General features: G+C 67.3%; 17 protein-coding genes. 5 read left to right on the forward strand and 12 right to left on the reverse strand.

The genetic code is table 11. The features are described from left to right. From ACIPC1_RS30400 to ACIPC1_RS30410, 3 genes are all read right to left on the reverse strand, one after another. The gene (locus ACIPC1_RS30400; RefSeq protein ID WP_402522697.1) at positions 1–1716 is read right to left on the reverse strand and encodes a succinic semialdehyde dehydrogenase; all 1716 of its coding nucleotides are present in this window, start codon (positions 1714–1716) and stop codon (positions 1–3) included. A 138-nt stretch (positions 1717–1854) separates the two neighbouring features. Next, complete coding sequence (locus ACIPC1_RS30405) at positions 1855–2463, reverse strand: Uma2 family endonuclease (RefSeq protein WP_402522699.1); 609 nt, start codon at positions 2461–2463, stop codon at positions 1855–1857. Between the two features lie 92 nt (positions 2464–2555). Next, the gene (locus ACIPC1_RS30410; protein WP_402522702.1) at positions 2556–3035 is read right to left on the reverse strand and encodes an ATP-binding protein; all 480 of its coding nucleotides are present in this window, start codon (positions 3033–3035) and stop codon (positions 2556–2558) included. A gap of 241 nt (positions 3036–3276) precedes the next feature. Between ACIPC1_RS30410 and ACIPC1_RS30415 the strand changes: the two genes are divergently transcribed. After that, positions 3277–4128, forward strand: coding sequence for a helix-turn-helix domain-containing protein (locus tag ACIPC1_RS30415; RefSeq protein WP_402522704.1), 852 nt, complete (start codon positions 3277–3279; stop codon positions 4126–4128). Between the two features lie 13 nt (positions 4129–4141). Continuing rightward, positions 4142–4342 carry a DUF397 domain-containing protein gene (locus ACIPC1_RS30420; protein WP_402522707.1) on the forward strand — a complete coding sequence of 67 codons (201 nt, stop codon included), beginning with the start codon at positions 4142–4144 and terminating at the stop codon, positions 4340–4342. A gap of 259 nt (positions 4343–4601) precedes the next feature. Here ACIPC1_RS30420 and ACIPC1_RS30425 read toward each other — a convergent pair whose 3' ends face one another. From ACIPC1_RS30425 to ACIPC1_RS30445, 5 genes are all read right to left on the reverse strand, one after another. Then, on the reverse strand, positions 4602–4937 hold the full coding sequence (locus tag ACIPC1_RS30425) for a hypothetical protein (RefSeq protein WP_402522710.1): 336 nt from the start codon (positions 4935–4937) through the stop codon (positions 4602–4604). Then, entirely contained in the window at positions 4934–5332 is a 399-nt protein-coding gene (locus ACIPC1_RS30430) for a polymorphic toxin type 50 domain-containing protein (RefSeq protein ID WP_402522712.1), read from the reverse strand. Before ACIPC1_RS30430 ends, ACIPC1_RS30425 begins: the two co-directional genes overlap by 4 nt. Before the next feature lie 147 nt (positions 5333–5479). Then, positions 5480–5890, reverse strand: a complete 411-nt coding sequence (locus ACIPC1_RS30435; protein ID WP_402522715.1) for a type II toxin-antitoxin system VapC family toxin — start codon at positions 5888–5890, stop codon at positions 5480–5482. Next, positions 5887–6162, reverse strand: coding sequence for a hypothetical protein (locus tag ACIPC1_RS30440; RefSeq protein ID WP_402522717.1), 276 nt, complete (start codon positions 6160–6162; stop codon positions 5887–5889). The genes ACIPC1_RS30435 and ACIPC1_RS30440 overlap by 4 nt, the downstream gene beginning before the upstream one ends. 618 nt (positions 6163–6780) lie before the next feature. Continuing rightward, a complete protein-coding gene (locus tag ACIPC1_RS30445; RefSeq protein WP_402522719.1) occupies positions 6781–7203 on the reverse strand; it encodes a winged helix-turn-helix domain-containing protein in 423 nt (140 codons plus the stop codon). 297 nt (positions 7204–7500) lie between these two features. Between ACIPC1_RS30445 and ACIPC1_RS30450 the strand changes: the two genes are divergently transcribed. Genes ACIPC1_RS30450 through ACIPC1_RS30460 form a run of 3 tightly spaced genes read left to right on the forward strand, consistent with a single transcriptional unit; the run spans position 7501 to position 10675 of the window. After that, on the forward strand, positions 7501–9186 hold the full coding sequence (locus ACIPC1_RS30450) for a replication initiator (RefSeq protein WP_402522722.1): 1686 nt from the start codon (positions 7501–7503) through the stop codon (positions 9184–9186). Next, the gene (locus tag ACIPC1_RS30455) at positions 9183–9374 is read left to right on the forward strand and encodes a helix-turn-helix domain-containing protein (protein ID WP_402522724.1); all 192 of its coding nucleotides are present in this window, start codon (positions 9183–9185) and stop codon (positions 9372–9374) included. Before ACIPC1_RS30450 ends, ACIPC1_RS30455 begins: the two co-directional genes overlap by 4 nt. Beyond that, the gene (locus tag ACIPC1_RS30460; protein ID WP_402522727.1) at positions 9374–10675 is read left to right on the forward strand and encodes a tyrosine-type recombinase/integrase; all 1302 of its coding nucleotides are present in this window, start codon (positions 9374–9376) and stop codon (positions 10673–10675) included. The genes ACIPC1_RS30455 and ACIPC1_RS30460 overlap by 1 nt, the downstream gene beginning before the upstream one ends. A 185-nt stretch (positions 10676–10860) precedes the next feature. On the opposite strand, the gene ACIPC1_RS30465 is transcribed toward ACIPC1_RS30460, so the two are convergent. The 4 genes from ACIPC1_RS30465 to ACIPC1_RS30480 form a co-directional block, all read right to left on the reverse strand. After that, positions 10861–11133, reverse strand: coding sequence for a hypothetical protein (locus tag ACIPC1_RS30465; protein ID WP_402522730.1), 273 nt, complete (start codon positions 11131–11133; stop codon positions 10861–10863). Between the two features lie 124 nt (positions 11134–11257). Then, the gene (locus ACIPC1_RS30470; RefSeq protein WP_402522732.1) at positions 11258–18070 is read right to left on the reverse strand and encodes an RHS repeat-associated core domain-containing protein; all 6813 of its coding nucleotides are present in this window, start codon (positions 18068–18070) and stop codon (positions 11258–11260) included. Between the two features lie 95 nt (positions 18071–18165). After that, positions 18166–21816, reverse strand: a complete 3651-nt coding sequence (locus tag ACIPC1_RS30475; RefSeq protein ID WP_402522734.1) for a LamG-like jellyroll fold domain-containing protein — start codon at positions 21814–21816, stop codon at positions 18166–18168. 32 nt (positions 21817–21848) lie between these two features. Next, the gene (locus ACIPC1_RS30480) at positions 21849–23348 is read right to left on the reverse strand and encodes an integrin alpha (RefSeq protein WP_402522736.1); all 1500 of its coding nucleotides are present in this window, start codon (positions 23346–23348) and stop codon (positions 21849–21851) included. Positions 23349–23504 lie beyond the last annotated feature (156 nt).

A 23504-nucleotide genomic window follows, 5' to 3' on the forward strand; every position in this document is an offset into this window, starting at 1 on the left:
CTACCGGAGGCGCAGCGCCTTCATCACCCTGAGGCTCCGGCTCATGAACGCCGCGTACTTCTCGTCGTCCATGCCGAGCGAGGGCGCCATCGGCAGCAGCCGCTGGTGGGCGACGGTCTGCGCCTCGGTGTACTTGAGGATGCCCTCGGAGCCGTGCCGGCGGCCGAGGCCGGAGTCCTTCATGCCGCCCATGGGCGACTGGACGCTGCCGTACGCGGGCGCGTAGCCCTCGTTGACGTTGACGGTTCCGGTACGCAGCCGGGCCGCGACCGCGCGACCGCGCCGCCCGTCCTTGGTCCAGACGGAGGAATTGAGGCCGTACGCCGTGGAGTTGGCGAGTTCGACGACCTCGTCCTCGGTCTTGAAACGGTAGAGGGAGACGACGGGACCGAAGGTCTCCTGGGCGCAGACGGTCATGGGCGCCTCGACGCCGTCGAGGATGGTGGGCTCGTAGAAGTAGGGCCCGATGTCGGGCCGGGCGACCCCGCCTGCCACTACCTTCGCCCCCTTGGCGACGGCCTCGTCCACATGCCGGGTGACGGTTTCAAGCTGCCGCGCGCCGACCAGGGAGCCCATGTCGGCCCCGTACGCGAGGGAGGTGCCGAGCCGCATGGCCTTGGTGCGTGCGGTGAACCGCTCCGCGAACACATCGGCGATGTCCTCGTGGACGTACAACCGCTCGATGGAGATGCAGAGTTGACCGGCGGAGGAGAAGCAGGCCCGCACGGCGCCGGCGGCGGCCTTGTCGATGTCCGCGTCCTCAAGGACCAACATGGCGTTCTTGCCGCCGAGTTCGAGCGAGACGCCGACGAGACGGGCGGCGGCACCCTGCGCGACCTCGCGGCCGGTCCTGGTGGACCCGGTGAAGGAGACGTAGTCGGCGTGCTTGACGATCTCGGGTCCGACGACGGGTCCCTCGCCGATGACGACCTGGAACACCTCGGCGGGCAGCCCGGCCTCGATGAGCAGGTCGCGGGCCCAGAGGGCGGTGAGGCAGGTCTCGGTGTCGGGCTTCATGACGACGGCGTTGCCCGCGACGAAGGCGGGAAGCGCGTCGCCGACCGACAGCTCCAAGGGGTAGTTCCAGGGCGCGATCTGGCCGACGACACCGCGCGGGTGGCGCAGTTCGGTGACCTTGGTGAGGGTGGGGATGGCGCCGGTGTGCCCCTTGGGCCTGAGGTAGGAGGGGGCTTTGCGTCCGTAGTGCCGCGCGGCCACGGCGACAGCCTGGACCTCCTCGTGCGCGTGCAGCCGGGCCTTGCCGGTCTCCAGCTGGATCAGGTCGAGGACCTCGGCCTGGCGCGCGAGCACGAGGTCGTGGAAACGGAGCAGTACGGCGGCGCGCTGCCGTACGGGAGTGGCGCCCCAGGCGACCTGAGCGGCGCGGGCCCGCTCGAAGGCGGTCGCCACGTCCTCGGGAGTGGACTCGGGCAGATCGGCCAGCTTCTCGCCCGTGAACGGGGTGTGGTTGGCGGTCCGTCCGGATCCGACGACACCCTTCGTGAGCTGCGCGACCAGCTCGGGGGTGACGACGTCGGCTGCGGTGCGGGCGCCTGCGGGGGCGGGGGCGAGGGGGTTGGTGCCGATGGCTGCGCCGGTGGCGCTGGTGTCGCCGGTTGCGGCCGTCTCGTCGGTTACGGCCGCCGCATCCGTTGCGGCCGTCTCATCAGTGCCGGTGTTTTCCGTGGCCTGCTCCGCGGCCTGCGAGTCCGTCATGAGCCGCAGGGTATGCCCGGCGGGGCCCTTTGGGTACCTGTCGGTAATCGGCTTTCACCGAGCAGTCACACGACGCCAGTGATCGCTGGCAACGAATGCGCTGATCAGGGGGTTGGGGGTGTGGTGATCACGGGTGGATCACTCCTCGACATCGCGGTCGCCGTCCGGGCGGGCGGCGAACCCGGACGTGTTCAGCTCGAAGTCGAAGGGCGCGGGCACGTGGAGGGGCTTCCCGAAGGGAACGGTGGTCCGCGAGCGGTAGCCCTTCGCGGACGGGTCCCAGAACGCGGTGATCTCCTCCGCCTGCATGTCGAGCACGAGGTAGACGGGCACGACGCGCCCGTAGGTGTCCAGCTTGTCGAGCCAGTCGGCGTCTTTGGTGGATTCGGAGGTCAGCTCGGCAACGAGGGAGAGGGCCGCGCCGTCGGCGTGCCGACCCTCGACTTCGAAGGCGGCTTCGTCGGCTACGTGGAGGTCGGGACCGAACCCCCGTCCTGCACCTGGGAACGTGAAGAGAAAGGTCGCCACGTCAACGTCGTGCCCCGTCGGCGCATGAGGCTCAAGCTGCAGCCGCAGCGACTTCATCGCCCTCTTGTAGCGCAGCTTCGACCACGGCGACACGACGATCTTCCCCCGGATGAGTTCGGCCTTGTAGCCGTCAGGTGTGTCCAGTTCCTCGACGATCCGGAGCATGTCCGCAAAGGCTCCGGCCGGAGGAGCGTCTATGGCCGCCGGTCGCTCGCTCATGGTGGTCACCACGGTCCTCCGCTGATTACAGGGCGTGTCGCTGGCTCCACGGTAGCGCCGGGGCAGTCCGGCCGCCCCCCACCCAGGCGCCCTCACGCCACAGCCGCCTGCCCGGCACCTCGTGGCCCCAGTTCGCACCACAGCAGCTTCCCGCCCCGCCCGAAGAGATCGTCCCCGAGCGGGTAGCCGCCCCACGCGTCCGCGTAATGGCACACGAGGAACAGGCCGCGTCCGCCGTCCGCCTCGGCCGGGACGGGCTGGAGCGGACCGGGGCTCTTGCCGAAGGGCGGCGGGATGTGCGGGTTGGCGTCCCAGACGCTCACCCGGAGGCGGATGCTGCCGAGGGCGCGGAGGTGGAGGGTGGCGGGGCCGGTGGAGTGGCGGTATGCGTTGGTGACGAGTTCGGAGGTCAGCAGCTCGGCGGTGTCGGCGAGTTGGGGCATGCCGTGTCCGGTGAGGACCGCCCGAAGGGTGGTTCGGGCGATCCGCGGGGCCAGCGGATCATTCGGCAGCTGGAGCGCGTACGCCCAAGATGCGGACGCTTCGGACTTCGGCGGGGATACGGTGACCATGAACGCCTCCTGCGGTGGGGGGACTTGGGTTCGCTGTACTGGCCCGGCCGGGCGGTGGCATATCGCGTGCGTACGTGTGGGCAGCGCGGGGCGCTTCCGGCTTACCGGCGGGGCCAGTTGAGCGGCTTGGGACTCACCGTAGACTGCGACCCCTGAAGGTTTTGCATGCATCAGCAAAACCTTCAGGTATTTACCTCGTGTGGGTGACTGCCCCACCAGGTGTACGGAACGGAGCAAGGACATGGCACCGAGGAGTGCGCCGACGGCGCGCCGCCTCCGGGTCGGGATCGAGTTGCGAAGGCTGCGCGAACGCGCGGGCATGACCGCCGTGGAGGCCGCGCGAACCCTGGGCACGACACAGGCCCAGATCAGCAACATCGAGGCCAACCGCTTCGGCGTGAGCGCCGACCGCGTCCACACCCTCGCCCGGATCTACGGCTGCACTGATCAACCCCTGGTCGACGCTCTCGCCGACATGGCAGCCGACCGCACGCGTGGCTGGTGGGAGGAGTACCGGGGCACCATGCCCGCTCCGCTCCTCGATCTGGCCGAGATGGAGCACCACGCGACCGCGCTGCGCGTCGCCCAGGTCATCAACATCCCAGGCTTGCTCCAAACCCCCGACCACGCCCGCGCACTGTTCCGGGAAGCCGTCCCTGCCCTACGCCCTCATGAGATCGAGCACCACGTCTCGCACCGCATCAAGCGCCAGGCCGTCCTGTTTCGCGACCAACCGGTGTCATACACCGCGATCATCCACGAGGCTGCCCTGCGCATGCAGTTCGGCGGCCCTCAGGTGACCCGCGCGCAGCTGGACCACCTTCTCAAGGTGAGCGAACAGCCGCACGTCACCCTCCGCGTCATCCCTTTCGACGGCACCTCGTTCCCGACCGCCGGTCACGGCCTGGACTACGCGCACGGCCCGGTGACGGCTCTTGATACCGCACAACTGGACACCAGCCACGGCAGCGAACTCATCGACGCCGCCGGAAAATTGGAGACGTACCGGCTGGTCCTGGACCGCATGGAGCAAGCCACCCTCAAGCCCACAGCATCCCGAGACCTCGTCCGCCGCATCGCCCAGGACACCTGAGGAGAGACGACCCGTGACCGAACTCAACTGGCAGAAGTCCTCCTACAGCGAGTCGGGCTCCTCCTGCGTCTACCTCGCCACCACCCCCGCCGGAACGATCCTCCTCCGCGAAAGCGACGAACCGGAGATCACCCTCACGGCTGGCAGGCCCCAGCTCAAGGCCTTGATATCCACCCTGCGCAGACAGTCCCCGCAACAAGACTCTTTGCCATAGGCAGATGGCAACGCCACTCGCACGGACGGCCGGCACCCCATCAAACCGTACGTGCCGGGAATTCTTGGCTGTTACCACAGCGTCAACTACTCACGTGACACAAAGCAAAATCCCCACCCGGCTACACCTGGTGGGGATTTTGCTTTGCTAGCTACTCAGCGCGGCGTACGGACGGCGCGAAACCGTCAGGCCGCCTGATTCACTGCCACTGCGCAACCCAACTAATTTCTTTTGGACCGCCCGGCTACGACGCGTGCACCTATTCGGCACTGTCGCGATGCCCCGACCGGCTCTTCGCCCAATAGATCATGCGATCCCCCGGCCCCATTGACTTCGGATCCGGTTCGCCGATTTTGATCACATATTCGACCAACGGGTGATCATCGGAAAAAAGAGCGTCCAGCTCGAACGTGGCCTCTTCGGCATCGTCTTCAAGTTCACTCGATTGACGATGAGCCCAGAAGATGAGTTCCACGCGACCCTCCTCAACACGCACAGCCACGGCAATCAAATCCATGGAGATCAGGCCAAGGAGTGCCTGCACCGCAAGGAGCGTGATCTCATTCTCGCGCCGATGCCTCTGACTATCGATCACGGGGCACTCGCATTGGGATTCATCGGCACAATGCTCGGACTCTTAGTACCCTTGATCATGAAAATATTCGTGGGCACTCCGAGGCGATTCATCGCTGGATTGTTATCGTAACCCACAACGGAGCGAACTCTAATTTGAATATTTCCCGTCTTGGTTATTCCCATGACCTCCGCCGCTCCTGAGTGGTAAGCATCTAGCACTGCCTGCGCATCTCCGTGAGAATTGAAGTAACCGCCACCCTTATATCCGTTTCCCCCAAGGATGTGACGATCCTGCTTCTGCTTGCTGATGCTCGACTTAACCTGCGGCAATTCGACGATATTTCCGGAGGAGTCGGCAACGAACCGCGGGCACGAGGAGTTGTGCACCAGAACTGATGTAGAGCCCGCCAGCACATAGTACGTGTGCTACGCGACCCCTCCCCACCTGCATTTTCGCAGGTCATCGGCGGTTTCGTGCTCCGTTGGCGTCCGTGGCTGCGCCCTGGCGTCCGTGCTTGTTGCCGTCAGCGCTGCCGTCAGAGATATAGACCGCTGGTCGGGCTACGGCAGGAGGGTCAGCGCGGGGACGTGGGCGGGCTTGACGACGCTGAAGTGCCGCCGGTCGAGGGTGGCTACCCGGTCCACGCCGAAGCGTTCGGCTACCGCGATGACCGAGGCGTCGACTCCGCCCAGCGGGAAGTCGGCGTACTGGAGGACCAGTTCACCCATGCGCGTCAGGTCGGTGGGAGTGAGGTGGACCAGCTCGAATGTTCCCCGTGCGACCTCGGCGAGGAACGCCGCTTCGACCTTGGGCCAGCGCTCCAGCAGCCAGCAGACTTCGGTCATGACCGGGCTGGGCAGCAGACGGCGGCCGGTCAGCGACGTCAGCAGGGAGGCGCACTCCGGGTGACGCCGGTCGGCCGCGTTGAACGCTGCAGCCAGGGGTCCGGTGTCCAGGACCGTGGCAATCACGCCGAGTCGCCGAAGCGCTCGCGCATCCGCTCGCGGATGTAGTCGTCGTGCCGTTCAGCCAGATCCTCTGGGCCGTTCACACTGCCGATCAGGGCCAGCAGCCCGGCCGGGACCGACTCGTCGTCCTCGTTCGCGTCGACTGCCGGCAGTGACTGGGCAACCTGGGACAGTTCCTCATCCTGGGTGACGAGCAGGCGCAGGCGTCGCACCTGGGTCGGGGTGAGCCGGTCCACCAGGTGGTGCATGTCCTCGTAGTCGTATGCAGCGGTCACGCCAGCAGTGTAGGACGGCCTCGCGGCCTCGGACAGCTGGATCGGCAGAGGTTCACCCCCGCTGGCGTGCGGGCAGTCGCCCGAGGATTGCCAGGACCTTGATCGTTGTCCCCGCGTGCGTCTCGTTCTGGCACTTCCCCCGGCGGCCCGTTCGCCGGGGAGGGCGGTCCTCAGACGTCGGGGCGATGCTGGTGCCCCCACCAGTGCGGCAGCGCGGAGGCTGGGCGGGGCAGGGTCCGCCGAGAGGGGATATCGCTACCCGCTGGAGGCGGTGCCGGCCGCCGCCCTCGGTGAGCCTGCGCGACGCACGTGAAGGGTCGGCCCCCTGGCTGGCCCTGTGCCTGCGATCCGGCCGTAGGACGGTCGTTGGCGACAACTTGCTCTGCCAGGAGCCCGACTCCGGTCAGCCCGACAAGCTGACTGGTTGCCGCTCCCTCAGCCCTGGGTCATGCCCCGGCTGCCGCTGCGGCTCGCCGCCTGCGGCGCCACTGACCTTCCGAGCGAACGGCAGACTTGTCGGCGACGACAGCCAGCTCCGGCGGGCGGGGCCCGCCTTGAACCTCGTAGAGAAAATCTGGACGCACAGCTCCAGCCCCTGGCCGTCCAGGGGCCCACGGGTCAGAAGCCCCGCTCGATGCCGCCCGCTTCAAGGGCTTCGACGCGGGCACGCAGGGCGGTGAGCTGATCAAGCGTCTCGGCCAGTGCCAGCTCCAGCGCCTCGACGCGGGCCGCCGTCCCGCTGTCGGGCGTGGGCCCCGCCTCCTCGTCACCTGAGTCACCGTCGGTGTCGGGGTGGGCGACGAAGGCTCCCTTGCCGGGCCGGGAGATCGCGTAGCCGTCCTGCTTCAGCAGGGCCATGGCCTTCTGCACGGACAGGCTGGAGGCCCCGTACTCCGCCATCAACACGGCCTGCGTCGGCAGCGCATCCCCCGGCTTCAGCCCACCGGAGCGGATGCGCTCCCGCAGGGCCTCGGCGATGACCTCGAACGTCAGCAGCACCGTGCCGCCCGCCGGTCTACGTCCCCGCCGCCCGCCCGTCACCGCAGGCCACCCCGCCTTCGCTACGCCATTACCACCGAAACCCAGCCCGTCCAAACCGGAAACCAGGGCCACAGTACCCGCATCCCAACCGCCCACCGAAACAGATGAGGAGGGATGCACTTGAATGCGCACTTGAAGCGATGCTACCTTCACGCACCGCTGGTGATCACCATCGCTGACCAGGTCAGACGCCCCCGGCCCACCACCCACGCGCACCGTTCCCTCGCGCGCCGACCACCCGGGTCGCCCCTCAGTCACCTCTCCTCTTCTCTCACCCCCTGCCGGAGGTCTGTCCCCATGCCCGCACAGCTCCAACTCCCCTCCCCCGCAACCACGTCCGCACCCGCGAGCGGGGCGTTCGCGGCATCGACGCACGCCAGGAGGGCCGACGCGTCCGCGCACAGGGACTCGGCGCTGGAACGCCGGGCGCGGCTGACTGCCAGGCTGGCCAAGCTCGCCGCATCCGGACACCTCGCGCCCCTGGCCCGGCAGATCGGCTCCCTGGGCGGCTGCGCCCGCCCGATCCGCCTGACCGGACACCGCACCCGCCTGGACACCGCCACCGGCCAGATCCTCGACCACCTCGACACCCGCCACCTGCCCACCGGCGAACTCCTGGTGCGCTGCGGCAACCGCCGCGCCACCCGCTGCCCGGCCTGCTCCACCCTCTACCGCTACGACACCTACCAGCTCATCGCCGCCGGACTACGCGGCGGCAAGACCGTCCCTTCCAGCGTCGCCACCCACCCACGCGTCTTCGCCACCCTCACCGCCCCCGGCTTCGGCCCCGTCCACAACCAGCCCGGTGTCTCCCCCTGCACTTGCGGCACCCGGCACGCCGACGGCGACCCACTCCTCGGCACCCCGCTGAACCCGGAGCAGTACGACTACACCGGCGCGGTGCTGTGGAACGCCCACGCGCCCGCTCTGTGGGCCCGCTTCACCACCCACCTGCGCCGCGAGATCGCCAACGCCGCCGGACTGCCCCAGCGCACCCTGCGCCACCACGCCACACTCTCCTACGCCAAGGTCGCCGAATACCAAAAGCGCGGCCAGATCCATTTCCACACCGTCATCCGCATCGACGGACCCACCGGCCCAACCAGCACCCCACCCACCTGGGCCACTACAGGGCTCCTCGACCACGCCGTCCGCGCCGCCGCCAAGCGCACCCGCGTCCAGCATCAACACCCCTCCCGGGCGGGGGAGGCCAACCCGGCACAGTTGTCGGAGCCCTCGGTGTTCCGGTTCGGGCGGCAGATCGACGTCCGCGCGATCCGCAGTACCGACTTCACCGGCGATGCCCCTGTCACCGACCGGCACGTCGCCGCCTACATCGCCAAGTACGCCACCAAGGGAGCCGAAACCACCACCGGCACCCTCGACCGTCGGCTGCGCTTCCTGGCCGAACTCGCCCAGTACGACCTCACCGACCACGCCCGCCGCGTGATCCACACCGCCTGGCACCTCGGCGTTAAGCCTCAGCACACTCACCTCCGTCTGCGCCAGTGGGCCCACATGCTCGGCTTCCGCGGCCACTTCTCCACCCGCACCCGCCACTACTCCACCACCCTCGCCCACCTCCGCGCCGAACGCACCGCCTGGCGAACCGGTCAGCCCGACACCCAGACCCCAGCGTCGGCTGAGCCGCGGGCCGGTCAGACGTACGGCAGTCCGGTCGGTGACCGCGCCGGACACTCCACCGACCTGGCCGCCGGTCAGCGTCCCGGTCACCGCAACATCACCGGTCAGCGCGCGGACTCGGACACGACCCTGGTCATCTCCCACTGGCAGTACGCCGGAACCGGCCTCCTACCCGAATACGAACACCTCTCTGACCTCCTGACCTCAACACGGCAGACCCGACCCGAGCAACCGACCCACACCCGGCGCCCGAAGCGCTCCAGTGACCGCGCCGGTCACCCGGTCGGTCACTCCACCGATCGGCTGACCAGTGCTGTCCGGGCGGGGGCCGTCGCGTGACCGCCGGCACTGAACTCCTCACCGTCCCCCAGGTCATGGAACGCCTCCAACTCGGCCGCACCGCCGTCTACGACCTCCTCCGCACCCGCCAACTCGCCTCACTCACCCTCGGCCGTGCCCGCCGCATCCCTACCCACGCCCTCACCGACTTCATCCACACCCGCCTCGACCAGGAAGCCGCCGCCTGATGACCACACCCCGCGACAACCCCACTTCTCGCCGCACCCGCGCCAACGGCGACGGAACCGTCTACCAGCGCAAGGACAGCCGCTGGGAAGCCGCCGGATACGTCCTCGCCCCCGGCAACACCCGCAAACGCATCCACGTCTATGGCACCACCCGCAAAGAAGCCCTCACCAAACTCACCGAGAAGATCGCCAACAGCAACCGCGGCCTCCCCGCACCCTCCGCACAGGGCAGCCTCGGCACGTACCTGACGTACTGGCTGGAGAACGTCGCCGTCCACCAACTCCGCGAGAACACCCACACCCGCTACACCGCCGTCGCCCGGCTCTACCTCATCCCCGGCCTCGGACGGAAGAAACTCGCCAAGCTCACCGCCAAGGACGTCCGCACCTGGCTCAACCACCTCCGCACCACCTGCCAATGCTGCGCACGCCGCCTCGACATTGCCCGCGACCAGCCCGTCTGCTGCGCTGCCGGAAAGTGCTGCTCCAGGCGGCTCTCGCCGCTGACCCTTGCCTACGTCCACTCCGTACTCAAGTCCGCCCTGGAGCACGCCGTCCGAGAGGAGGAGATCCCGCGCAACGTCGCCCGCAACGTCCGCACCGGTACACCTCGACCCCGCCGCTTCGAACCTCTCACCGCCTCGGAAGCGCGCGAGTTCCTGGCCGCTGCCAGCGGTCACCGGTTGCAGCCACTGTTCGAACTCGCTCTGCACACCGGGCTCCGCAAGGGCGAACTCCTCGGCCTGCGCTGGGAAGACCTCGACCTGACCGGTGGAACCGCCAGCATCCGACGCACCCTCCAGCGCACCAACTCCAGCGGCCTGACCGCCCTCCCGACCAAGACCAAGAACTCCGAACGACGCATCGCCCTGCCCACGTCGTGCCTACGCTCCCTCGAACAGCACCGCGACCGACAGCGCAAGGAACGCGAGGCGGCGGGGACGAACTGGAAGGACAACGGCTACGTCTTCACCCGCCCCGACGGCGCCCCGATCGAAGGGTCCACCCTCACCCGGCACTTCAACACCCTGCTCCGCCAGGCAAGGCTCCGCCGCATCCGGTTCCACGACCTCCGCCACTCGGCGGCCACCCTCCTCCTGGAACAGGGAGTGGAACTCGTCGTGATCAAGGAGCTGTTGGGACACGCCCACATCGGCGTCACCGCCACCGTCTACGCCCACGTCCGGCTCCGCCTCCAACGCGACGCCATCGACCTCCTCGGCCACGCTCTCCGCAACCCCGCCGAGATCACCGGCACTCCCGACGACGATCCACCCCTCGTCGGATCCACCGTCCGCTGACGTTGCCGTCAACTACTGCCGTCAGACATCCCAGAGGCCCCACCCGAGAAACATTCGGGTGGGGCCTCTGGGGTTATCGCTGAGCCATTAACCGCATTTCGGAGGCCAGCGTTCCACCTGGAGAAACGGGGAATTTTCCAACCGAATCCGCAATCACGCCAAACCTTGGATATTGACGGATCTCGCTAATTTTTCGAGACCATCGAAATCCCGCCCGTCGCAAGGGAGAACATCCGGACAAGCACCTTCCGAACGTCCGGGTCTCGATCTATCCGCTCCAGCGATTCGAACCTCGCTGGATCAAGGTCGATCGTGGCAATTCCGCCAGCATCGCCGTCACCTACGGCCGAGAACAGCAGGAGGCATCGGTACGCCCGCAGAATCCCTCCTCGCTCTTCCCGCATCAGCGACTGGAGGACGACGACTCCTTCTTTGACCTGACTTCGGACCGCGTCCACCGAGGTCCATCGCGTCGCCCAGCCTCGATCCTCTGCCTCCAATTGGATCTCAAGCAGCGTATCGAAACTGATCTGACACACACGAAAGTCAGGGTCAGTCGAATGAATCATAGACATCAGAGAATTACTCCCCGCCGAGGATGTCGATACGGATTGGCGTGTCTGGATCGATACGCCCGTCTTTGATTCTGGTCTGGAGTTCGTCCCAGCGGTGGTGTCCTCCGAGAATCGTCCCGCCACGGGAGACAAGAATTCCTTCCCCCTCCGCGGCATTGTTGATTCCATCCAGAAGATCCTCGTTGCTCAGCTCTTCGTGATACCACTGCGACGCCGGGTCCCGAGTCGATTGCCCCTCAGTGTATTTACCGCCGAGATCGCCAGCCTTCTCGTTGCGCGGCACGAACTCCGGGCATCCGCCAGAATTGTGAACAAGGACCGGAGTGGCACCAGCGAGTACATAGTACGTGTGCAGGTTGCTGACAGTGAGGTTGTGAACCGTGGCCTGCAGCGTCGTCCAGCGCTCCACCGCAGTGATCTCGACGCGCGCACCCGCGTCGGTGCGGAGGAACTCACCCGAATTCAGTTCGGTGGCGTCGATCCACTCGCCGAGTTCCGGGACCCAGAAGGGATGACCACTCGTCGCCGTGACAGAAGCGGTCTTGTCACCCTTCTTGCCATCAATATCGATGGTGACCTTGACAAGGTGCTTCAGGCCCGTGCCCTTGATCTCGGCGGTGACCGTCTCGGTCTTGGTCTCGCCGGTATCGGGGTCGGTGGCCAAGACCTCGTCGCCGATATCGACGTCCTGGATCTCCTTTGTGGTGCCGTCAGCCATGAGCACTTTGGTGTCAGGCGTGAAGCTGTTGCACTCCTTGGCGACCTTCTCGGCGGCTTTGGTGGCCTTCTGGCCCTTCTGCCAGTCCTTGAACCCCGCCCAAAGGTCCTTGCCCAGGCCCACGATCCGTTTGCCCACCGCAAGGGCCTTGTCGACCCGCAATCCGTATTTAATCGCCAGCTTGGTGACCGGGCCGCCACCGATGAGCGACGTGATGACGTTCAGTGCAGTCGAGCCACAAGCGCCGAGGTTGCCCGTCGTGAAGCAGTCCAGCGCGTCCGTGATGCCCAGTTCGTCGGCGATGATCTTGCCGAGTTCCTTGGCGATGGCCACCGCGCGCTGCTTGGCGGCGTCCTCCTTGGCGCGGGCCTCGTCCGCCTGCGCGTCGGCGGGGGTGTAGGTCGACCCGCTCCCGGAGTTGGTGCTGGTGTGGGTGTCGGCTATCGCCCCCGAGTGCTCCTTCGGACCCGGCCCGCACTCGTCCCAGCCGCCCACGCAGTCCGCGAGCCGCAGGCCCGACGCGTCGCTGAAGCTGATCGGGCTGTTGTTGGCGTACGCGTAACCGTTGATCTGCTGGGGGTCGGTGAAGTCGACGATCGGGTCCGCCGAGATGAAGCGGCCCGTGTCGGAGTCGTACTCGCGTGCCCCCAGTGTCGTCAGGCCCGTGGACTCCTGGATGGTGCCGCCCACGAATCCCTTGTCGTTGACCCACGAGGAGCCCGAGGACGAGGACTCGTCGCGCGCGTTCCCGAACGGGTCCGTGCGCCGGCGTGACGTCGCTCCCGTCTTGGCGTCGACGGAAACTTCCGCCGTGCCCTGGTGGTCCGCGGCGAGGAAGTGCACCCCGTCCGCCTCCCGCATCGCCACCGTCGTCCCACCGAAGGAGTAGTAGCGGGTCGCCGTCACCTTGGACGTGGCCTTGTCCAGGTGGAGCTCCGTGCCCGGCAGGTAGAAGGTCTTTTCGTCCGGTGTGTCACGCAGGATGCGCTCACCCGACGCGTCGTACTTGTACGACGTCACCTTGCCGTCGGCGTTCTTGACCTGGGTCAGCTCGCCCTGCTTGTCCCAGTCCAGGGTCTGTGTGTCACCGGACAGGACACGCGTGTGGGTGTTGCCCGAGGCGTCGTACGTGTAGGTGTCCTGGGACGTGACCTCCGGCGTGGTGCCGGTGGCCGCCGTCTTCTCCACGACGGACGAGACCGTGTGCGGTCCGGAGTCCGTCCCGTTCGGACCGGAGCCCTCGCCGTACTTGTACGTACGGGACGCGGTGCCCGTGCCGTTCAGACCGTGGAGTACCTCGGTGGTGCGGTTGCCGACCGAGTCGTAGCCGTATTCCGACCAGTAGGGGGACGCCCCGCCGACCGTCGAGGTCGATGCGCCCGAGGAGCAGGCCGCGTCCGTACTGCCCGTTCCCGAGGCGCCGTTGGGTGTGGTGGACGACGTCCACGCGTCCGTAAGACGGCGCAGTCCGTCGTAGGTGAAGCACTGCACATCGCTCGTGCCGCCGCTCGGAGTGTCGGCGATGGAGAGGATGTTTCCGCTGGCGTCGTACGTGTAGTCGGCGTCGTACGCCGCGCTCGCGCCGCCCTCCACCCTGACGTTGGAGTTCTTGAGCCGGTCGGTGCCCGCCTCGTAGTTGTACGACAGCCAGGTCTTCTTGTCAGCGGTGCCGCCCGTGTACAGCTCCAGCTGCTCCAGGTTGGAGGTGGGCGAGTAGGTCACGTCCGTGACGTAATTGTGGCCGCCCAGAGAGGACGTGAGGCCGGCCGGACGCTGCAGTTCGTCGTAGCTGTACGCCAGCGCCTCACCTGCCAGATCACCGACCGCGGGCAGCCCCTGCCCCTGCACCGTGCCGTCGCGGTTGTACTGGGTGATGTACTCGTACGTACCGCCCAGCTGCGGCTCGGCCGTCTTCGACAAGCTGTACTTCGTCAGGGTCGGCTTGTAGTCGTTGTCCGCGTCGAGGACCGAATCGATCACTGACGAGTAGACCGCGCCGTCCTTGTACGTGTAACTGCCGTACAGCACGCCCTTGGCCAGGGTGTCGTACTTCGCCACCGACAGCTTGGTGCCGGTGTCGGTGTCGCCCTGCCAGGTCTCGATCGCACGGCCCAGTGCGTCGTACTTCGTCGACGTCTTGTTGCCGTTGAGCGTCACCGACGTCTGACGGTCCATGACGTCATACGTGAACGAAGAAGTGCCGACGTCGGGGTCGACAACGGTCTTCTGTCGGCCAAGTTGGTCGTACTCGTACGACCACACGTTCCCGGCGTCGTCCGTCACCGTCGACAGCTGACCCGCGGGCTTGTAGGCGTACGACGTAGTGACCGCGGCGCCCCCCGCCGGATACTCGATACGGCTCGTCGTCTGATCCCGCGCGTCCGAGACGACCGTGGTGGTCGGCTGCCCGGCCGGCGGCTTGGTCGTCACCCGGTCTCCGGCGTAGGTGTACGTGGTGCGGTACTTCTCCACGCCCGCGACCTTGAAGATCGAGGCCGTGGCGCGGCTCGCGCCGTCGTACTCCGTGACCGTCTGCGCGTCCAGGTCCGAGTTGAGCGGCTGGAAGAGCGTGGCGGACGGAGCACCGGTGGTGTAGTAGGTGTCGTTGATCTTCGCGACGCGGTTGGAGCCGTCGTAGACGGTGTCGGCGACCATGCGGCCGCCGCCCTCGCCCTCGGTCTGTACCTGGCGCGGGCGCAACAGGCCGTCGTACAGCGTCCACTCGCTGCCGTACGAGGTGCCGTCGCTCTCGATCTTCTGGGTGTGAACGGCGACCGGGCCCGAGGTACCACGGATCAGGTACTCGTACTTGAGGGACGCGGTCGTGCCGATGCGGTCGGGGAGCCAGACGGAGGTCAGGCGGCCCAGGCCGTCGTAGGCCAGTTCGGTGCGCCGGTTGTTCTGGTCGACCTTGGCGCTCGGCAGACCCCACTGGGGGGCGTACTCGGTCGAGGCCGTCCAGCCCAGGGTGTTGGTGACCGTGGACTTCGTGGCCAGGCCGTAGGCGTTCTCGGTGTAGACGGTCCTCGTGGTCTGGGTGTCCGCGGACTTGACCGTCAGCGGGCGCCCATAGGAGTCGTACGTCGTCTCGGCGGTCGTCTGGTACGTGGCCAGCGTGCCGGTGTGCGCCGTCAGCCTCTTGGTGATCGTCGGGTCACCGTTGGTCGGGGCCGTGCCCAGCGTGGTCGAACCGTCGTACAGGGTCAGGTCGTCGGAGATGACCTGGGTGGCACGACTGGGAGTGGTCGCGCAGTCGACACTCACGACCTCCGTACGCGACACATACGCGTACATGTTCTTGCCCGCGTTGTCCGCGTACTCGGTGCGGGTGCACTGGTTGTCGGCGACGCCGACCTCACCGACGTCGTTGACCTGCGTGGCGCGACCCGTCTTGGGGTCGTACGTCGTCACGGACTTGGTGTTGCGCCAAGTGCCGCCGCTCAGTGCGATGTAGGTGTTGGTGGTGTCCTTCGCCACATAGCGTGCCTTGCGGGTGCCCCAGCTCTTGGTGGCGGTCGCGGTCACCGCGGTCCACGGTTCGGTCACCGACTTCTGGGTGACGGCGGTGCCGCTGTAGGTGACCGTCTCCAGCTCGAACCCGGCCTTCCAGTCCGAGTCCTCGTACGACGCTCCGTTGGAATCGGTCACCGTCGCGGAGCGGGTGGTGCCGTCCTTGTTCACGTCGCCGTCGAGACCACGGAAGAAGGTGTGTTCGGTCTTGGTGTTGGAGGCGGAGTTGGTGCCGTCGGAGGTCTCGACGCGGACCTTGCCGTAGCCGCGCCAGTCGCCCCACGTGCGGTACTCGTCCTTGGTGATGCCGTCGGCCTTGGCCTTCCGCCAGCCCGCGTCGCCCAGGTAGGTGTACGAGGTGACCTGGTTCGGGTTGCCGCCGGTCAGGTCCTGCTCGACGACCGAAGCGACCACGTACTTGTGGAACCAGTCCACGATCGGGTCGGTGACACCCGGCGGAGTCCACTTCACCGGGAAGCAGCGCTTGGCCGAGGAGTCCTCGGCGGGCAGGTTGCTCGTCGTGCACTGCGTGTCGGCGTAGTTGACGCTGAGTACGCTGCCGGCCTCGCTCTTCACCGCGGCCAGCCGGAAACGGTAGAAGGGCTGCAGGTTGTCGCCGGCCTTGTCGACACGGTTGGCGAGCTGGATGCCGGTCAGCTCGACCGACGGCACCGAGACGGCGGTGCCCACCTTCCCGGTGTGGCTGATTCCGTTCAGCCACAGCGACTTCGAGGCGTCGCCGTTGTCGGTGAAGACGTGGGAGAGGCTCCACTCGTCGACCGGGCTGTACGTCGCGTCGCCGGTCCGGATCTGCGTCGTGATCTTCGTGATCTTCTTACGGGTCCAGAAGGTCGGCGAGTTCTGGCCCGCGCACTTGGTGTCGGCCTTGCAGTTCTGGTCCCACGGAATGTCCGGCCAGTCGGCGGCCGTGGCGTCGGTGAGGTCGGACGCCTCGCAGTCGGTCAGGTCACCGATGCATCGCTCGGCGGTGGTGATGACGACCTGGGCGGCCGGCTTGGTGGAGTACACCTTGCCTTCGCGCTGGCCGTAGTCGATGCGCTTGAGGTAGCCGCCGCGGACGTACGACTTGCCGTTCTCGGCGGTCTTCAGGCCCTGCGTGTAGTAGTTGGTCTCCTTGCCGTAGAAGTACGACATGACGTTGCCGTGCGGATCGATGACGTGGTCGAGGTTCCAGCGCCAGGCCTGCGTGCAGTAGGCGTTCGCGAACGTCGCGTTGTAGCAGGGCTCGCCCACGTCGTCGCCGTAGACGGGGACGGTCCAGGTGGAGCCGGTCTCCTCGTTGCCGGTGGCGTAGCCGGGCAGCCTGTTCTCACCGAAGAAGTACTGGGTGCCGTCGGAGGTCGTGACCTTCCAGTACTCACCGTTGTCGTCACCGTTGGTGGCGCCCGTCAGGTGCTCGACCTTGGAGTTGTCGTCACTGCTGATCCGCCACTCACCGGTGGTGTCATCCTTGATGATCTCACCGGAGGTGCCGCCCGTGAGGGAGAGCGTCGCGTTGTCGAACGCCCAGCACTGGTCGCCGAGGTTGGCCGCCTGGCCGTCGTCCGCGCAGCCCTTGTAGCTGCGCTCGATGTAGCCGGGGTCGTAGGAGAAGCCCTGGCCCACCCACGAGCCCTGGTTGTTCGTGGCAGCGGTCTGGCCGTCGATCGACTGGGAGTTGTAGCTCAGGCCGACGGAGGGCTGAAGTCCGCCCGGCACCGGCGGCGCCGTCATCGGGTACGACCAGGTGAACGCGCCCGAACTGGTGTCCACGCCCCACTCGGAGGACGGGGACAGACCGGTCGCCTTGTAGTCGCCCTGGTCGCCGCCGCTGCTCGCGGTGGCCGCCAGCACCGTCGCCGAGGACGCGCTCGCCGCCTCGGTCATCAGCTGGGCCGTCGTGCCCGAGGTGTCACCGGCCGCGTTGACCTGCGCGGTCAGCGTCTGCTTCGCCGCGTTGTTGCTGCTGGTCAGATACGTCGGCGTCGAGCAGGCCTTCTTCTCCGGTGTGGTCAGCACACACTCGGGGTACTGCACGAGCCGCAGCCGGGAGCCGTACCCGCCGCCGTACGCGTCCGCGAAGTCCGCGTAGTCCAGGGTGACTTGGGCGGCACCCTTAGCGCTCTCGCCGTCGGTTCGGGCGACGGTGAACAGGACACCGTCCACTCCTGCAGCCTTGGCGGCCTCGCGACCCAGGACCTCGACGCGTACGGACTCGGCACCCTTGGCACCCCCGGCGGCCTTGGCCGTCACGGGCAGACCCTCGGCCTTGGCCGCCGTGCCGGAGAGGTCGACGTCCGCGCTGCCGGCCTTCGGCCAGGCGGCCTCCTCGGCGTGCTTGACGGCGGCCTGCTCAGCTGGGTCGGCCTTGTCGTAGGTCTTGGCCTTGGCGTTCGTGCCGCGGACCGGGTCGTCCAGCTCGGTCTGGGCCTTCGGCTTGGTCTGGCCCCCGGCGGCCACGGCATCGGTGGGGGCGTACTGCGGGAGCAGACCTATGGACAGCGCCAGACCGAGGACCAGCGCGGCACGGCGTCGGCCGCTGCGCCTGCGCCAGGCCGGTCTGGCAGACCGGAACCAGGGGGGCGAGGACATGAGATCTCCTTGGGAATCGGGGGATGCGGAAGTGAAAAGAACAGGCCGACGCGTGGATGGGCGGCTCATCGGCCGCCCATCCACGCGTCCGTGGGTTATGCAGAGGTCTCGTCGATGCTGGCGCCCGACGGCATGACCGCCACCTGTGTCACCAGCGAGGCGTCCAACGGCCCCTGGTACATGCGTACTTCGTCGATGGCACCGGAGAAGTACTCACTCGGTGTCGAACCGGTCAGTCTCCGTCCGACCTGGAGACCCGTCTTGCTGAAGTCCCAGGTGTTGTCCCAGAGGGCTTCGGCCATCGCAACGCCATTGACGTACAGGAGCACATCGCCGAAGACCGCGTTGTAGACGAGGGCCAGGTGGTCGCCGTCGCCCTCTGAGCGGGGCTGGTCAACGTTGTCGAGCACCGTGGTGGTGACCGGAGCAGTCGTGTCGGAGCCCGTCACCACCAGTTGCCAACGGTTGCTGGCGGCCAGGTACTTCACGGTGATCGCGCTGCCGTTCGTGCCGGACAGCGAAAGAACCGTCTCGTTCACACCCGGGTTCGCCGCCGCGAGCCGTGCGCGAGCGGTCAGCGTGAAGCTGTCCTCCGCGGAGAGCAGACCCGCGGCCCTGGTCGCATAGGCATTCGTGCCGTTCAGCGCCAAGTGCCCGTCACCCCAGAGAGGTTGGGCCGCCGGGGCACAGTCCGGGTCGAGCACGGGGTCGCAGGACTCGTCGGGGAGGTAGACGGATGCCCCGCCGCCCAGTGTCAGACCGGTGCCTCCAGCCGTCTCCGGCGAGAGACCGGCCGTCGCCTCGTCCAGCTGCCAGTAGGCGAGCTGGTGGGGCTGGATACCGCCCAGCTCCTGACCCTCGGTCTCGGGGATCACCCGATCGTGGAGCTTGACGTCGGCGATACTGCCCTTGAGGTTGTGAATGTAGCCGTCGAGGGAGATCCTGCGGCCGATCTGCACCCCGCCCGTGGCGTTCCAGGTGGTGTGTCGCGCCTGTACGTCATTGACGATCAGGGCGCCGTTGACGTACAGCATCATCTTGCCCAGCTCTGCGTCGTAGACGCCGATGAGGTGGGTCCAGCTGCCGGGGACGGCGGCCGCTCCCGAGACCTTCCAGGTGCCGAGCGTCTCCATGTCGGTGATCGGGATCCTGAACATCCACGAGGCCGTATCCACGTCGTAGCTGAGCTCGAAGCCGGGCTGGGACGTGCCGTCCTGGCTGACGACCGTCATGTTCTCGGTGGGCAGCGAGGGCAGCATCACCCAGGCGCTCACGGAGAAGGTGCCGCTCGTGTCGACGGCCGGGGTACTGGCATCCAGGTAGGCGTTCTCGGTGCCGTCGAAGGAGGCCGCGGTGTCGGTGGAGCCGAGCGGGCCCCCGGCGCCGAAGGTCACACCGGAACCGGCCGCCGCGTTGGACGCGCCGTTGCTGCCGGCCGCCGACGTGGCACCCCTTGCGTCACCGAGCGTCCAGCCCGCGACCGGGGCGCGGCCGTCGCTGACCAGGAAGGGGTGGGTAGTCGCTGTCAATTGCGCATTGCCCGCGCCGTCGATCGCCCTGACGTGCAGGAAGTACGGGCCTTCGCTCGGCGGCATCCAGCGGATGGTCGCCGGGCCGCCGGTGGACTCGGCAGCCACCTTCACGGGCGTGTTCACCGCGTGCGGGCCGGTGAAGTAGTACTCGTACTTCGTCACGTCGGTCGACGGCGAGTCCATGGTGAAGTTGCCGTAGTCGCCGATGCCCGCGTGCCAGGCGTCGTCGTCCGGGTACAGGGCCGAGGTGATCACGGACGCCTTCGGCTTGGTGCTGTCGAAGATGAACTCGCAGCGGGTCTGGTCACCGTCGGTGGACCAGGGACCGTACGAGGTCTGGTCGTAACCGCGGACCGCCCAGGCGACGGTGGTGTTCGACGGGATGGAGAAGCCCGCCTCGCCGTCGCCGCTCACGTCACTGCCGATGGTGTACTTGAACACGGCCTGACCGGTCTGCCCCTTGCCGGTGGTGTTCAGCTTGCCGGTCGTCGCGGTGTGGCTGACTTCGACACCGGAGCTGTTCGTCCACCAGACCTTGAACTGCGCCTGAAGCGACTCGCTGTTGCCCTGGACGTCGTTGTGGTCGTAGTCCTTGATGACGGCGACGACGCGCGGCGCTTCGGTCACGTAGTGCTTGGTGGCCTGGCCGTACTGGCAGGAGCCGCCGGGCGTCATCTCCAACTGGTCCGTGTCCGGTTCCAGCGGCGGCCGGTTGTACTTCACCGAGACGTACCCGTTGCCGCAGAAGCGCTTCCAGTACGACGTGTCGGACTCGCTGCCCGCCTTGAGGCGGAACGTGGTGGTGTCCCAGCCGCTGTCGGCCGCCTTCTGGATGGTGCTGGTGGCGTCGAAGACGACGTTCTGGTTGGTCGACGTGCACGAACCCGCCGGGTTCGTGGGCGACTTGGAGTCGATGGTGGCCTTCGAGGACGGCTGGTTCGACCAGTTCGTCTTCGAGTTGATCGCACTCGCGCCACTGCTGTTGACGCGCGCGAGCTGCACCTCGCGTGCGCTGGTGCTGTAGGTGTGCACCATCGTCACCGCGAACGAGGCCTCGATGATGTTCTTGCCCTCGAAGGTCGCGGTCGGGATCGCGAAGAACTGCCGCTTGATGTCACTGCTGCTGGCGCAGCGGTACGAGACGTCGTTCGGGCAGTGCCCCACGCCCTCGTCGTCGTCGAACTTCCAGTACGAGTTGGACGACCAGTACGAGGACACCATGGCCCAGCTGGTGCGGCTCGCGGTCTTGACCACGGGGTCGATGTAGACCGGGAAGACCGTGTCCTCGTCGGTGAGCAGCGCGGTGTCCGGAGTGAGCGTCATGGTGTCGGGCGACACGTCGACTGCCACGTCGGCGACTTGGGCGCCGTCAGGAGGCGTCACCGCCTCGGTGTCCGCGCTCGCCTCGGCCGTTGGGGAGGGTGACGCCGTAGCGTCGGCCTCGCCGTCCGCTTCCCCACCCTCGTGGCTGGAATCCCACATCAGGGGCTGCGGCGCCTCGAAGACCGTGCCGCCGGCGCCGGTGTCGGTGGCAGTCAGGCCGCCCCCCTCGGCCTCCGTCAGCTCGACGGAGGAGGAATCCACGGGCAGTTCGATCGTCGCCAGCTCGGGGTTGGCAGCCGCCTGCGCGTTCTTGACCACCAGCACGTGCGAGAAGCCCTCGGCGCTGGCGGTGACCTTGAGGTCGACCCCGTCCAGGACGTTCGCGTACGTGGCGGTGGAGCCGTCGACCTTCGGCTCGGGCAGCTTGTCCAACCAGTTCAGGGCGAGCGAGCGCCCGTCCTTCTCGATCTCGGCGAACGTCGTGTCGCCGCCGCCGGAGAAGGACATGGCGGTGATCGCGGCCTTGGGTGCGTACGACCCGTTCTTCTGCTTGACCAACGTGGTGTCGATGGCTGTCCACTTACCGTCGACGCGGGTGCGGACGGGCTGGACGTACTCCTTGACCGTGAAGGTTCCGTCGGGGTTGGCGACCGTGGTGCTGCGCTCGTCGCGCAGGCTCAGGATCTCGACGGGATCGCCCGACTTGGCGGCCTTGGCCTGCGCCGCGTCCTGGGTGAGCGCCGGGCTGTCGTCAGTTTCGCCCGTGCTCGAGACCGCGTCGACAAGGGTTTGGTCTACGGCGGGTGCGCCGCTCATTCCGGTCGTCAACAGGGCCGCGAGGGCCGCGGCGACGCCGACGCTACGGCGTCCGCCGCTCATACGGAGCTTCAACGTGCTGTGCTTCCTTCTCTCCTGGCCGCCGCTCATCCGACCGTTCCGAACGCCACGCCCGCGTCGGGCAGCCCACCCGTGCCGGGCAGGTAGGTGGTGGTACCGGTGTTGGTCGTCCCGTCGATGTCCGACCAACGCAGCGCGTACAGCACGCCCTTGGCGGAGTCGGACGCTTTACTGAAGGGCACACCGAGGTAGAGGTGGGTGGACCCCGCGAGGAGGGCCATGCCGTTGTAGTCGCGGGCAGCCGCGGTGCCGGGAACTCCTGATCCGCGGGTGAGGATCTTGTCGTTCGTGCCGATGGCGGCGTCGAGCGGCCGGAAGATCTGGACGGCACCCGCGTCCTTGACCGAGGCGGCGTCCCTGCCGGGGATGCCGACGGCAAGGCGGACGGTGGCGGTGGTGGTGACGACGGCGGTGTCGGTGTTGGCGATCGTCACCCGCTGGCCGAAGAAGTCTCCGGCGGCCGGGTCGCCGTCGACACCACTGACGCTTGCCTCGATCCATTTGGTCTCCGTGTACACCCCCGAAGGTTGGACCCGGATGACAACTGCAGAACCCGCGTCGGCCGACGCGCCGACGTCCTCGCCCGGTATGCCGATGGCCAACAGCACGTCCGAGTTGTACGTCTGGTCGCTGGGCCGGTAGCCCGTCACGGACAGCGAGGTGCCGAATCCGTCACCGGCCTCGGCTGAGTCCGAGATTCCGGCGACGTTCTGGTCGAACCCCACAAGCGGGGTGGGCAGGCCGCCGGCCAGCGTGTGATTGAAGACGATGACAGTACCGGCGAACTCCTCGGTACCGATCGCCTCACCTGGTGCACCCACCGCGAAGTAACGGTTCGTCCCGGCCAGCGAGTAGCCGAAGCGGTCGTTCGCCTCAACGACGCCGGGCACGCCCACGTCGTTCTGTTTCACCGACACCACGGTCGTGCCCTGGACGTACTCGATGATGCCGGCGCCCGCGTACGAGGTGCCGTCCACGGAAATGCCCTCACCGGGCACGCCAACTACAAGGTAGGGCGCACCGCTCGCGGTCTCGCCGGCCTTCACCGCGTAGCCGAACCAGTCGTACGCCTCGATGGTCGACGTGGAGTCCAGCGCGTTCTGGGAGTAGCCCTTGATCGTGGACCCCGCACCGATGCCGGTGGGCGTGCCGTAGATCACGTAGATCGCTCCGGCGTCGACCCGCTGAATCCCGTCCTTGACAAGGTCCTCGTTCGGGGCACCGACCACCAGGTCCGTGCAGCCGTCACCGTCGGCGTCGTAGGCCGCGCGGGAGAAGCCGAAGTGATCGTTGGCCTCGGGCGCCCCACCCATGCCGCTGGTCGCCTGGGAGATCTCGGATACCCCCTTGCCGCCGCCGAACACGACGCGCACAAGGCCGGCCTCCTTGACTCCGTTCACGGTGGCGTTCGGGTCGCCGATGGCCGTGTCGGCGACTCCGTCACCGTTGAAGTCATTCGCCGTACCCGCCGTACAGGTGGCGGCCACCGCCTGGGTCGAGCCCAGCGAAACCATCCCTCCTGCCATACCGCAAACGCTTACTAGCGCGACCAGTGTCCTGGTCAGTCGTGTACGCGTACGCACACCCCACCCCTTGTCCCCGTTTGATCGGACACCGCTGTGCCCGCTGTGTGAATGTTTTGAATGCAGACTGAATATGAAATTTATAAAGCGTGTCAAGCC

Source organism: Streptomyces sp. NPDC087263 (genome assembly GCF_044744645.1).
Lineage (GTDB): Bacteria > Actinomycetota > Actinomycetes > Streptomycetales > Streptomycetaceae > Streptomyces.

What these genes read in the sequence shown, in the direction of transcription:
- ACIPC1_RS30400 (WP_402522697.1), bottom strand. Translation starts at nt 1,716, where the DNA reads ATGACGGACTCGCAGGCCGCGGAGCAGGCCACGGAAAACACCGGCACT.
- ACIPC1_RS30405 (WP_402522699.1), bottom strand. Translation starts at nt 2,463, where the DNA reads ATGAGCGAGCGACCGGCGGCCATAGACGCTCCTCCGGCCGGAGCCTTT.
- ACIPC1_RS30410 (WP_402522702.1), bottom strand. Translation starts at nt 3,035, where the DNA reads ATGGTCACCGTATCCCCGCCGAAGTCCGAAGCGTCCGCATCTTGGGCG.
- ACIPC1_RS30415 (WP_402522704.1), top strand. Translation starts at nt 3,277, where the DNA reads ATGGCACCGAGGAGTGCGCCGACGGCGCGCCGCCTCCGGGTCGGGATC.
- ACIPC1_RS30450 (WP_402522722.1), top strand. Translation starts at nt 7,501, where the DNA reads ATGCCCGCACAGCTCCAACTCCCCTCCCCCGCAACCACGTCCGCACCC.
- ACIPC1_RS30460 (WP_402522727.1), top strand. Translation starts at nt 9,374, where the DNA reads ATGACCACACCCCGCGACAACCCCACTTCTCGCCGCACCCGCGCCAAC.
- ACIPC1_RS30470 (WP_402522732.1), bottom strand. Translation starts at nt 18,070, where the DNA reads ATGTCCTCGCCCCCCTGGTTCCGGTCTGCCAGACCGGCCTGGCGCAGG.
- ACIPC1_RS30480 (WP_402522736.1), bottom strand. Translation starts at nt 23,348, where the DNA reads ATGGCAGGAGGGATGGTTTCGCTGGGCTCGACCCAGGCGGTGGCCGCC.